Origin of the sequence: Streptomyces sp. NPDC001903, assembly GCF_042891345.1 — a bacterium.
GTDB lineage: Bacteria > Actinomycetota > Actinomycetes > Streptomycetales > Streptomycetaceae > Streptomyces.
Map to the genome: position 1 here is coordinate 161,464 of NZ_JBIASZ010000019.1, position 11,995 is coordinate 173,458.

An 11,995-nucleotide genomic window follows, 5' to 3' on the forward strand; every position below is an offset into this window, starting at 1 on the left:
CGACCTACGCGGGACAGGTACCCAGGACGTTGTCCACATAGGCCGCGAGTGAGGACCGCAGGGCCTCGGGGGTCATCTTCTGCTCGTCGACGAGATGTGCCACGAGATCGGCGCGGATGGCGGCGAGCAGCGCGTGGGCGGTGAAGTCGGCGTCGCGGACTCCGGGCACCTGCTCCAGCGCGGCGCGCAGCATCCCGTGCCACCAGCCGTAGTGCCCGGCCTGGTAGGGGCTGCTGAGCCCGGCGTCCTCGGCGGCCGCCATCAGGTTCCGGTTCTCGATCTTGAAGCTCAGCGAGGCGTCGAGGAGCGCCAGTACCCGCTCCCGCGGGCTGGATCCGACCGCCTCCTGCGTCTCCCGTACGGCCTGGTGGAGGGGTTCGAGGCGGGAGGCGATCACGGCGCCGATCAGGCCGGAGCGGTCGCCGAAGCGGCGGAAGAGGGTGCCCTTGCCCACCCCCGCGGCCGCCGCGATGTCGTCCATCGACACGGTGCGGGGGCTGCCGCTGGCGGCGAAAAGGGCGTCGGCGGCTGCCAGTACGGCCTCTCGGTTGCGCTGGGCGTCCGCGCGCTCCGGGCGCTGGGCCACGGGTCCTCCTCGGTCTGCGGCCCGTCCGGGCCCCGGGAATCATATGCGGCCGAGCGGCAGCAGGTACTGGACCGGCTCGTCGAGGTCGTCCAGGCCCAGCAGCTCGTGCGCCAGGTCGTCCTGCAGGCCGCCGAGCGGAATCGTGGCCAGCCCGAACGCACCGGCCGTCAGCTGGAGGGTCTGGGCCAGGTGCCCGGCCTCCAGCAGGCCCAGCCGCAGCGCCCGCAGTCCGTAGCGGCGCCTCAGCAGCCCGAGGTCCAGGTGGACCGCCAGCACGGCCGGTGCCTCGTCGATCCCGACGGCGTCCGGATCCCCGGCCGGCCGGGACAGGTACGAGGACAGCGCCTTGAGCCCGCCGAGGTCCGGCGCCGGCCCCAGCGCGACCAGCGAGCGCCGCTCCGGCACGCAGTGGTACGTACCGGGGGCCAGCCCCGCCACGGAGAGGGCCAGCAGCCGCACCCGGACGCTGTAGAGGGCGCCCGCGCTCGGGTACGGGCGGTGGTGCACGGCGCGCTCCGTGCCGTCGGCCAGAACCTGCCGGGACACGTGGCTCGGCGCGTGCGCGTGCCACAGCACCCCGCCCAGCTCCTCGGCGGTGAGCGGCCCCCGCAGCGCCCCGCGCGCCGAACTGCGGCCGCGCAGCGCCTCGGCGAGGGACAGTGCCGGCAACGGGGCCGCAGGGAGCACCCGTTCGGCCTCGGGCCGCTCCCCGGACGGTGCGCCGGGCCGCGCGACGCTCCGTACGGCGGTGTCCTGCGCGCGGCCGATCTGGAACTTGCTCTGCTCCAGGTACTGGTAGTCGGCCGCGCGCGGGCCGGCGCCGAAGAAGCCGCCCCCGTCGCCGGTCTCCAGCAGGGCGCGCCCCGCGAGCCGGCAGACGGCCCGCTCCTCGTCCGGGGAGACCCCCAGCCGGTTGAACAGCATGTGGAGCTGCGAGGCCCACACCCACAGCCGGCGCTGCGCCCGCACCGGCGCGTCCGGCCGGTCCGCGGGCGCTGCGGCGGTACGCAGCCGGGCGTCGGCCGCCCGCACCTGCCGGGACCACTGCGCGAGCCAGGGATCGGCGGAGCCGTCGTCCAGCCCGGCACGGACGGCCCGGGCGCGCCGCGCCAGGCTCGTGCGCTGGGCCGCGAACACCGAGTTGACCCGGGTGTGGACGGCGGCCCCGGGCAGCGGCCGCACCTCGGCGGCCCAGCGCCAGGAAGCGGCGTGCCGGCGCAGCCAGCCCGCCGACTCCAGTTCGTCCAGGCCCAGGGCGTACGCCGTGGCGTGGGCGAGGTCCAGGGCGAGCCGCAGCCGGTCGGCCCGCGCGGGCACGGCGCGCAGGGCGGCGACGGCCGCGCGCGTCGAGTGCGCGAACACCTCCTCGGCCACCGGGAGCGCGGCCGGGCCGCCGTAGCGCTCGGTCTCCGGCTCGTACCGCACCGCGCGCACCTCCCCGTGCCGGCCGGGCCAGGGGCCGGGGGCGGCGGTGGTCGCGGCGGCCGACAGGGCCAGTTCCGCGGCGAGTCCGGCCGCGTCGGCGGCCGCGTCCGCGGCGGAGCCCGCGGCGCCGCGGAACCTGATCCGCAGATGGGGTCCGCCCTCGTGGTAGCGGATGAAGAACCAGGCGCCGCCGTCGGGCTCAGCCCCGTACCGGCCGTCCATCAGGGGGGCGAGCACACCGGTCACGAAGGCGTCGGTGTCCGCGCCGTCGGTGTGCAGGGTCAGGTGCAGGCTCTGCCAGGCCCCCGCCGGGTCCGGGTCGAGGACTGCCGTCGTGGCGGTGGGCGCCCCGGCCCCGGCGGGGGACGCGGTCGCGTACGGGACTTCGGTCATCGGATCGTCCTCACGGGAACGGGTGCGGATACAGGGGGAGTTCGTCGTGCCGCAGCGGCCGGGCGGTGCGCCCCAGCCGGTGCGGCACTTCCAGCAGCCGGGGCAGCCCGAGCGTGCGGCGGTTGACGTGGCCGAACGTCATCGGGAGGGTGCCGGGGACGATCACCTTGGCGCAGTGCAGCCCCAGCCGGTCCCGGATCCCGGGCTCGTCCTGCGTGACGACGACCACCTCCAGCCCCTCGGCGGCCAGCCGCGCGACCGTCCGCGTCAGCAGCCGGGTGAGGTCGGCCACCGGGGTGGGGGCGCCCGGCCACCGCTCCTGCCAGGGGACCTCCTCCGAGTCGGCGAACAGGAACTCCAGCCGGGGCTGTGCCTCCGGCAGGGTGTTCAGTCCGACGTGGTCGTCGAGGCCGACCACCAGCTCGGGCCGGCGGAGCATGGGGCGAAGCCGCTCCGGGTCGCGGGCCGCGCCCGGACCGGACGGCCGGTGAACGGAGTCCTGGACGTTCGTGACCACCTCCGCCACCGCCGAACGGATCGCGGCCAGCGGATCGTGATGGGCACCGGCGGCCAGGAAGGCGCGCGGAGCGTCGGGGTGGCTCCCCTCGTAGCGGCAGAGCGAGACCACCGCCGGGATGCCGAGGTCGTTGGTGGCGTCCAGCAGGCTCAGCCGGTAGCCCATCAGCGCGGCGCGCGCCGCCAGGGCGGTCACCAGCGGGTCGTCGGCGGGCAGGGAGACGGCGGGCAGCGGCGTCCGCGCGTACCACGCCATCAGGAACGCGTCCCGTTCCGCCACCTCGAACAGCCCGTAGAGCGCGGCCTCCTGGGGACTGTTCCCGAGCCCGCAGCCGTTCGAGGACTCGTAGACCACCCGGGCCCGGCCGGGCCCCCGCGGCAGGTCCCAGTACGCCACGTGCTCGGGCACCGCCCGGGCCCGGCCCTCGGTGAGCGACCAGCCGTACACCCAGTCCAGCTGCAGGTCGGCGCGGTACGGGACGGAGTGGGAGGCGGGGGCGTCCCGGTGGGCGGGGTCGGGCAGACCGAGCCGGGCGGGGTCCACGGCGGCCTCCGGGCCCAGCTCGGCGAAGGACGCGCGCAGGGCCGTACGGCGGCCCAGGGGGCGCATTCCGGCCAGTCGCTCCACGCCCTCGAACAGCGCCACCCGCTCGCTGGAGCGGAAGTCGGCGGAGCGTCCGTACCCGCCGTCGTCCAGCTGGCGGCCGTCCGTCACCCAGGCCGTGGTGAGGGCGAAGGCGGAGTCCTCGGTGCGGAACAGGCGGCGCACCGGGCCGAACCGCTCGTCGTACAGCTCGGCCCGCAACCGGTCCGCCTCCGTACGGTCGTTGGGGCCGCGCAGCACCGCGGGGTCGGGCAGCGGCAGCGGTGTGCTGGCGAACCCGGCCGCGGCGGGGGAGTCGGCCGGCAGCGGCCGGCACACCGGGCAGCCGCCCACCGGCCGGACACGGTGGGTGGACCAGGTGGCACGGTGGCCCTGGACGACGTGGACGGTGGCCGGCGGCGTGCCCGTCCGCGCGTCGGCGCCGGGCTCGCCCTCCAGCAGGGCCGCGGCGAGCAGCAGGGCCGCCTCGGCCATGGCCGGGGTACCGGTGCCGGCGAGCGCGAGCCGGGGGCTCTGCCAGGGCACCCGGCCGCCCGCGGTGGCCAGCCGCTGGTACTCGACACAGGCCAGGCACGCCCGCGCCCCGGGCTCCAGCACGGGGCCGACCACGGTCAGCGCACCGTCCTCGCGCACCGGTACCAGGCGTACGGGCCGGGCCATCGCGTGGCGGCTGAGCCGCTCCGCCAGCTCGAGCGTCCACGAGGTGAGGTGGACGACGGCGGCGCCGCCGGTGGTCTCCAGCGCCGTGGCCGGACCCAGGACGGGTACGGAGCCGAAGGCGGTGGCCACCGCCGTCGCCTCGGCGGCCGTCCCGGATCCCTTCGTCGTGATCCCGATCACCGCGGTCCTCCCCAGCCGGCCAGAACGGTGAATCCGCATGCGTGCAGGGCGGCCAGCACCGGCCCGGCGGATCCCGCGGCTCCGCCGCCGGCGGGCTCCGCCTGCGCCCCGCCCGGCCGCCGGGGCTCGGGGCCCAGCCCGGTCAGCGCGGTCAGCCCGGTCAGCCGGGCCAGCGCCGCGCACAGCTCCGGCTCCCGCCCGGTGATCCCGGCCAGCCAGCGGTCGGTCCACCCCTCGTCCGTCCAGGCCGCCGGCTCGACTCCCGCGACGGCGAGCGGTGCCTCGGCCCCGCTGAAGGCGGCGTGCACGGCCCCGGCCGGACCGTGCTCGGCGGCCATGGCCCGGGTCACCGCGCCGAGCGCGGCAAGGGCCGCGGCGTCGGCGGCCGTTGCCTCCACCGCGCGGGCGGCCACTCCCGCGGTCCCGGCCCGGCCCGAGAGGTCCCGTACGACGGCCAGGCAGGCCCGCTCCCCGGGGAGCCGGTGAACCGTCATCTCCATCGCGAGCCCCAGGTGCCGGGTCAGTACGGTCCACCAGTGGGCGGCCTGCGGATGTCCGCGCCATTCCTCCTCGCTCACGGCGCGGCCGGGTCCCGAGGGGAGCGCGCCGCCGAGGGCGGCCCGGCGCAGGGCGCGGCCCAGCGCGTGCCCGGGTCCGGCGCCGACCGCCACCGGGCCCGGTAGCCCTTCGCCCAGGTGCAGTTCGGCCGTGCGGCACAGCGCGGAGAGCCGGGCCAGGTCCGTGCGCGGCCCCCCGGCCACCAGCGGCCCGGCCACCGAGGCGCAGGCCGCCAGCGCGGCGGGCAGCTGGGGGAGATCCCCCGGCAGCGGTGCGTCGAACACCCCCAGGAAGGGGTCGCACAGTGCCCCGGTGCGCCGCAGCGCCTCGGCCAGGTCCCCGGCGGGGGCCGGGGAGGGGGACCCGGGGTCGGCCGGACCGGTGACCCAGGGGCGGTAGGACGCGTGCGGCGGCTCGGCCTCGGCGACCAGGACCGCGGGACGGTCCGGCAGCAGCCGCGGGTCCTCCTCCCGCCCGGCCGGATCGGGCAGCCCGGCGGCGGCGCACAGCAACCGCTGCGCCGCGGCCCCGGCCAGCAGGGCCGTGAGGGGGGCCGCGGTCCCGGCGGCCGCCCCGGCCTCCGCCGAGCCGGTGCCGGTCCCGGTGCCCGTGCCCGCGCTCAGGCGTGCCGCGATCGACTCGGCGTCCGTACGCGCCCGTTCGGGCTCGGCCGGGGCCGTGACGAAGCCGCCGTCCGCGGTACGGGACACGGCCACGGCCAGCGGCGGGGTGCCCGCGACCGCCAGCACGCGCTCGGCCGGCAGGCCCGGGTCGCGGTACACCCGCGGCGGGGTCCCCGCGCGGCCCAGTGCGCCGATCAGCGCGGTGGCGAGCGCGCCGCGGGGATCGGCCGCCGCCAGCACCGGGCGTGCGGCGGCCAGGGCGGCGGCCGCGGGTCCGGGCCGGTGCGTGGAGGCCCCCAGCCAGGCGGGGGGTTCGGCCTCCCCGGCCGGATACTCGGCGAGCAGGTCGTGCGCGTGGAGCTGCGCGGTCAGCGCGGCCAGCGCGCCCTCGACCCGGGGATCGTCCGGATCGAGACGGTGCCGGGCCGCCTCCCCGCCCACGCCCGGGACGGCTTCGGATCCGCCCCCGGCCCCGTCCCAAGCCCCGTCCCGGGCGCCGTCCCCGGTCCCGTGCCCGAGCCGCTCGGACAGCAGCTCCCACAGGGCGGGCAGGGCCCTGCTCCCTTCGAGCGTCACGCTCCCGTCCCGCCCGCGCAGGTGCAGACCCTCCCGCAGCGGGGTGACCGCCACCCCGGGCCGCAGCCGCAGGCGCACCCCTTCGGCGGCGCTCACGGCGCCCCCTCCACGGCGGCGATGACCTCGTCGACGCGAGCCCGCCACCGGTGCCCGGTGAGCTCCGGCACGCTCCGTACGACGAGGTGGGCGGCGAGGTAGCGCTCCACCGGCCGGACATCGCAGATGGTCAGGAGCCGGTACAGCCCGTTCGTGCAGGCCCGGTGGACCAGGTAGTCGGGGCGGCTCCACATCGCGCCCTGCGGGTCCGAGCGGTGCAGCAGCCGGTGGAACTCGCTGTAGCGGGTCCGCGCCTTCCGGTCCCAGCGCTCGACGGTGGCCGGGTCGCGCAGGGCCGCGGCCCGGTCCAGGTACTCCGTGCGCACCCCGGTGAAGTCCGCGCCCTGCGCGAGCCGTTCCTCGGCGGTCCGCCAGGCCGCGGCGGACCAGTCGGCCCAGGCCCGCTCCCAGCCGGCCGCGCCGCCGGCCGAGATCCGGCCCACCAGCGCGGAGATCCGCCCGCCCACCGCCTCCCAGCGGCGGTCGAAGGCCGCCCGCACCCGCCCGTCGGGGTCCTCGTGGAGGAGGAAGTCCTCCAGGTGGGAGACGTACGAGTAGTGGCCGCCGACCAGTCCTTCGGGGTGCGCGGCGGCATGGGCCGCGAGGGCCGCCACCACGAACTCGACCCGGGCGGCGGAGGTGTCCGCGCGCTCGCCGAGGAAAGCGGTGCCCGCCTCGAGGGCGGGCAGGCCCAGCGCCAGCAGGTCCTCGCGCAGACGCACCCCGTCCGGGCCGATCAGCGCGTTCAGGGAGGCCGGGTCCGCCGGCTCCACCCGTACGGTGTTGTCGGGCACGAGCGGACCGTACGGGGGCGGGATCAGCTCCGCCCGCCCCGCCGCCGCGGCCTGCGCGAGCATCCGCTCCCCGTCGGCGGCGACCCGCGACGGGTGCGCGGCCACGTGGGCGCGCAGCGCGGCTGCGGTGCGCCCGGCCGCGACGGCCACCGCATCGGGGTGGCCGCGCAGGCGCAGCCGCAGGTGCGGGCCGTACAGCCAGTGGCGTTCGACGTGGACGGTCAGCCCGTCCGCCGCGGCCCGCCGGGCCAGCGGCAGCACGGCTTCGCGCAACAGGGGCGCCTTGACCGGTTCGTAGTGGTGGACGACCACGTCGAGGGCGGTGGCGGTACTCGGGTCGGGCCGGGCGGTGTCCTGGCCGGAGGCGGGGGCGTTCACGGGGTGTCTCCTCGGCGGATGACGGACGGGTTGCGTGCGGGCCGGTAGGTCTCGGCGACGAGTTCCACGGCGTGCGCGGGGCCGCTGCGGCCGCCGAAGACGGGCAGCGACTCCTCCAGCACCGCCCCGCGCGGATGGCGGGCCAGCCAGCCGGCGAGGCAGCGCAGGTGCAGGGCGCTGCCCAGGTCCAGGGCCTGCGGCTTCGGCGCGCGCAGACTCCGTACGAAGTCCTCGGCGGCCCGGCCGGCGGAGGGTTCCGGCACCGCGTGCAGGAACACCTGCTCGGGCAGCCCCAGCAGGGCCCGCCACCGGGCCGCCGCGGCGGCCGGGATCTCGCCGGGGTCGGCCGCGAGGTCGGCGCGCAGCGCGGCCAGCACCCCTTCGGGCAGCAGCCAGCGGCGCCGGGCGAGCACCGCGTGGCCGTGGCGCAGCCGGGGCGTCAGCCGCACCTCGCCGCCGGGGACGGCCAGGGTGCGGCCGGGGAGCAGCCGCCGGAAGTCCACGACGCCGGCCGGGTGGTCGCACAGGAACGGCGCGAGGCGCTGCGGCAGCATCACCGGGGCGAGGAAGCCGAGGTAGAGGACGTCGAGGGGTTCGCCGGTGGCCCGCAGCCGAAGCCGGAGCTGGTCGGATTCCGGTTCGTGGACCAACTCCACATCGGCTTCGGCGAGCGCGCTCCGGTGGCGGTCGGGTCCGATCTCCTCGCCGACCAGCAGCGGATGGAGATTGGCGTTGAAGCCGCCGACCGGCCGGATCTGGGCGGCCCGGGCCCCGTCGCCGAGACCGCGGCGGATCTCGCGGGCCACTTCGGCGGCGGCGCCCCGGGGCAGGTCGTCCAGGAAGCGGCTGGTGAAGCGGCCCCAGCCGCCGTAGACGTGGTTGACGCAGAGCAGGCTGTCGGAGGCCCGGTCGGCGCCCGGGGCGCGCTGGACGAACCACGCGTAGCTGAGGGGGCGGGCTGCGGTCCAGCCGGGCAGGCGGGCGGCGAGCCCGCGGACCTCCTCGGCGGGCAGGACGACCTCCTCGGCCCGGCCGTCGGGCGCGGCCGCCGCGGCGTCGCGTACGAGCCGGACGAACTCCTCCCGCAGTATGGCCAGTTCGGCCAGCTCGGGGGAGAGCCCCGGGTCGCCGGACGGCAGGACGGCCAGGCGCGCGGACTCCTCCCACGCGGCGGCGGTGTCGGCGCCGAACTCCCAGGGGGCCGGACAGGTCCCGCCGCGCCCGTAGCGCGCGGTGAAGCGCTCCAGTGCGGCGCGCCGCATCAGGTGCCCCAGGTCGAACAGCTCGGCCAGGGCGGTGAGTTCGCCGAGCACTTCGCGGTCCGCTTCGGAAAGCCGGCCCGACCCCGCGGCGGGGGCGGCCGCGTCCGCGGCGGCCAGTACGTCCTCGGAGAGCACGTTCAGCGGGGCGGCGTCGGCGGGCACGGGCCGGCCGGCGTCGGCCAGCAGGCGGCGCCAGCGGTCGGCCAGGCCGGCGAGGAGGGCCGGCCGTTCCTGCGCCGGCGCCTTCGCGAAGGCGCCGGTGTCGGCGGCGAGTCGTTCGATCCGGCCGGCCAGGGCCGCGTCCTCGGGCCACCGGCGCAGCCAGTCGGCCAGCGCGCGCAAGGGGTACGGGTGCTGAGGATCGACGGGCGCCACCGGCACCAGCAGCCCGCCCTCGACGAGCCGACCGAGGAACCGGCCGACGGCGGGGTCCGTGCCGGGGCGGCCGAGGGCCGGACCGAGCCAGGCCGCCAGCTCGTCGAGGGTCGCGGGGGCGGCCGCGAGCGCGTCGAGCGCGGTCAGGGCGGGGCGGGCGGGGAGCTCGACCGCCTCCTCGTGGGTGACGAGGTACCGGCCGCCCGCGAAGAGCGTGTGGTCCCGCGTGTACAGGGCCCGCCCGTCGGCGGTGTGCCGCGCACTGCTGGTCATGCGGTGGGGGAGCGCGAGCCGGCGGCGCGGTTCGTCCAGCAGCGCGGCGACGAGCGCCTCGACGAGCGTGCGGTGCTCCCGCACCACGGAGCGCAGCGGCGCCGGCGCGCCTGCGGGCGGGGTCCGCGGCGGTTCGCCGCCGGACCACCCCACGGCGGTGAACCAGGACAGCGGACTGGTCTTCGTACTGGCGCGCAGGGCGTGCCGCAGTACCGAGGGCTCCTCCTTGCGGGCCCTGCGCCCGCCTTCGTCCCGCGCGGCCCGCGACACCGCGCGCAGCAGGTCGGCACTGGTGAGCGCGACGGCCCGGGGGAAGCCGGGGGAGCGGCACAGCTGCGCGAGGGCGGAGCGCTCGGCGGTCAGGGCGCCGGGGACGGCCGCCGCCAGATCCGTGAGGAGCGTGCCGCGCAGTGCGCGCAGCTCCAGCCAGGCGCCGAGCCGCGGCACCCGTACGGGCAGGTCGCCGAGGCGGGCCAGCAGGGCGGGCCGCGGGACGCGGCCGTTGTGCAGCGCCCGGCGCAGCGGGAGCACCACCTGGCGGTGGAACTCCTCGTCGTGCCCCGGCCGGGAGGCGAAGAGGTCGTCGCACAGGTCCGGACGCAGTGCGTCCTCCTGTGCCGTGAGGGTGGTGAGCCGGTCGAGCAGGGTCCGTACGGGGGCGGCCTCGTCCGGCTGTGCGGGATGCGCCGTCACCGTGGTGCGGACCAGCGCGTACGGGGTGGTCCCCGAGACGGGCGCGACGTGGTGCGCTGCGGCTGGCTGGGCGGGGTGCGGCAAGGCGGGCTCCCGTGGTGCGGTCTGGGACTGTGAGCTGTCCTGCGGCTAGGCCGTGCGGCCGGCCCGGGTCGGGCCGGCCACACGGAGCGGCCGCGTCACAGCCGTCAGGCGGTGGGCGTCTCCACCTGCGGCTGGGCGCAGGAGGACGAGCCCTGACAGGAGCAGGAGCCCCACGAGGCGCCGTTCTCCGGCAGTGCGGCGGTGTCGCTCAGCGCGGTGACGGTCAGCTCGCTGAGGTCGAGGTCCAGGTCCAGGTCGAGGTGGTTGGAATCGGGGGTGCCGGCGGTTGCGGACATGCGGATTTCCTCTCGTTGCTGGGGGGATTGCGGAACCGCGAGGACGGCGCCGAATGGCCGGCGCCCGCGGTGGACGAGCGGAATGCCCCCGGGAACAGACGGTTCGTGGGCGGGGCATCCGAAGGAGCGTCGCGGTGCACCAAGAGTGTCCGCGCCGTCACGGATCGACGGCAACCGCGGTGTCAGGTCGGCCGGTTGGGGCGCGCCGGCCGCCGCGGCAGGGCGTGCCGGCGAAGCCGGTCCGGCCAGGCACGATCGCGGCCGCGCCGGATTCGTCCGCATCTGTTCCCCGTCCGTCGGCGTGTACGCGCGCCGCGCGGCCCGGGAGTGCAGCACGCTTCCTCGACGGCACACCGTGCGCGCACCCGGGCGCGGAAGCCGCCCGGTCGAAGGGAGAGCAATGAGCGGAGCCGAGATGTCCAGGTCGGGTTCCCCGGCTGCTTCGTCCGCGACGGGCACGGGCCCCCGCCCGGTGCCCGTGCGGAGCGTGCCCGCCGGCCCCGGCTACCCCCTGTACGAGTTCTCCCTGACCGCGACGCTCATGTTCGCCGTGGTCACGACCATCCGCTGGGTGCTCGATCCGGTCTCCCCGCTCGCCCCGGCGAACCTGCGACTGGCCCTCCTCGTGGTGGGTGCGCTGACCGGGGCGCTCGTCTTCGGGCTGCTCCGCTCCCCGTGGGGCCGGTGTTCGGGTGCGCACATGAATCCCGCGGTCACCCTCGCGCTGTGGCGGCTGAGGGTCTTCCCCGGCCGGGAAGCGGCCGCGTACGTCGTCGCCCAGCTGTGCGGGTCGGTCGCCGGGACGGTGCTGGCCCGCCTCGTCTGGGGGCCGGCGGTCGCGCGGGTCGGATACGGCCTGGCGGCCGCGGCCCCGTCGTGGAACGCCTGGGCCGTCTTCGCGGCGGAGGGCGGCTGCCTGGTCCTCGTCACCCTGATGATCGGCTTCTTCCTGGCGCGTCCGGCCCGCGCACGCTGGTTCCCGGCGGCCCTGGGGCTCGTGGTCTGCGCGATCATCGCCGTGCTGGGCCCGCTGAGCGGCGGCGCCGCCAATCCCGCCCGCCAGTTCGGGCCCGCGCTGGTGTCCGGGGCCACCGGTGGCCTGTGGATCTACCTCGCGGCGCCCGTCGTGGGCGCCGTCCTGGGCGCCGGCGCCCACCACCGGTTCGTGCGGGCCCGCGCCGGCCGCCTCCCCGCCGCCTGACCCCGCCCGCCCGACCTGACATGGGAAGGGCGCTGCGGCGGGTGGTGCGGAAAGCGGCGTTCGAGGCCCCGGTTTCCTTCGGTTCGCGTTGAAAGTGGCCCGGCCCACACACCATTCCGCGTAGCGAACCACCACAGAACGTGACATTCAGGCCCTGTGCCGGTGACCCGCCCCACAGGACCCACGTCACATACGACCCCCGCTAGTAGCCCCCACGCCCATCCCGAAACCCGGCCCCCACCTGCACGAACACCACCCAAACCACCCCCGGCCGAAGGACCCGCCGCTGCGAGGACCGCTAGTAACAGCGGTCGTTGCCAGGGCCCGGCCGGCCTGGCTAACTGGTGATGTCGCCACGGCAGCGGGCCTTCGCCCACCGCCCGACGAACCCCTCTCCCCCGTGTGAGCGGCTCACGCATGCC

General features: G+C 77.5%; 8 protein-coding genes. 1 reads left to right on the forward strand and 7 read right to left on the reverse strand.

The window, feature by feature from the left end:
• Positions 1-4: 4 nt before the first annotated feature.
• From ACFYZS_RS32905 to ACFYZS_RS32935, 7 genes are all read right to left on the reverse strand, one after another.
• The gene (locus ACFYZS_RS32905) at positions 5-586 is read right to left on the reverse strand and encodes a TetR/AcrR family transcriptional regulator (RefSeq protein ID WP_389020711.1); all 582 of its coding nucleotides are present in this window, start codon (positions 584-586) and stop codon (positions 5-7) included.
• Between the two features lie 39 nt (positions 587-625).
• On the reverse strand, positions 626-2,404 hold the full coding sequence (locus ACFYZS_RS32910; protein ID WP_389020714.1) for a thiopeptide-type bacteriocin biosynthesis protein: 1,779 nt from the start codon (positions 2,402-2,404) through the stop codon (positions 626-628).
• Between the two features lie 10 nt (positions 2,405-2,414).
• Complete coding sequence (locus tag ACFYZS_RS32915; protein WP_389020717.1) at positions 2,415-4,364, reverse strand: TOMM precursor leader peptide-binding protein; 1,950 nt, start codon at positions 4,362-4,364, stop codon at positions 2,415-2,417.
• Positions 4,361-6,217, reverse strand: coding sequence for a hypothetical protein (locus ACFYZS_RS32920; protein ID WP_389020720.1), 1,857 nt, complete (start codon positions 6,215-6,217; stop codon positions 4,361-4,363). The genes ACFYZS_RS32915 and ACFYZS_RS32920 overlap by 4 nt, the downstream gene beginning before the upstream one ends.
• A complete protein-coding gene (locus tag ACFYZS_RS32925) occupies positions 6,214-7,389 on the reverse strand; it encodes a lantibiotic dehydratase C-terminal domain-containing protein (RefSeq protein ID WP_389020723.1) in 1,176 nt (391 codons plus the stop codon). The genes ACFYZS_RS32920 and ACFYZS_RS32925 overlap by 4 nt, the downstream gene beginning before the upstream one ends.
• On the reverse strand, positions 7,386-10,076 hold the full coding sequence (locus tag ACFYZS_RS32930) for a lantibiotic dehydratase (protein WP_389020726.1): 2,691 nt from the start codon (positions 10,074-10,076) through the stop codon (positions 7,386-7,388). Before ACFYZS_RS32930 ends, ACFYZS_RS32925 begins: the two co-directional genes overlap by 4 nt.
• A 104-nt stretch (positions 10,077-10,180) precedes the next feature.
• Positions 10,181-10,372 carry a thiazolylpeptide-type bacteriocin gene (locus ACFYZS_RS32935; protein WP_389020729.1) on the reverse strand — a complete coding sequence of 64 codons (192 nt, stop codon included), beginning with the start codon at positions 10,370-10,372 and terminating at the stop codon, positions 10,181-10,183.
• A gap of 400 nt (positions 10,373-10,772) precedes the next feature.
• On the opposite strand from ACFYZS_RS32935, the gene ACFYZS_RS32940 reads away from it, so the two are divergent.
• On the forward strand, positions 10,773-11,573 hold the full coding sequence (locus tag ACFYZS_RS32940) for an MIP/aquaporin family protein (RefSeq protein ID WP_389020732.1): 801 nt from the start codon (positions 10,773-10,775) through the stop codon (positions 11,571-11,573).
• Positions 11,574-11,995 lie beyond the last annotated feature (422 nt).

What these genes read in the sequence shown, in the direction of transcription:
- ACFYZS_RS32910 (WP_389020714.1), bottom strand. Translation starts at nt 2,404, where the DNA reads ATGACCGAAGTCCCGTACGCGACCGCGTCCCCCGCCGGGGCCGGGGCG.
- ACFYZS_RS32935 (WP_389020729.1), bottom strand. Translation starts at nt 10,372, where the DNA reads ATGTCCGCAACCGCCGGCACCCCCGATTCCAACCACCTCGACCTGGAC.
- ACFYZS_RS32940 (WP_389020732.1), top strand. Translation starts at nt 10,773, where the DNA reads ATGAGCGGAGCCGAGATGTCCAGGTCGGGTTCCCCGGCTGCTTCGTCC.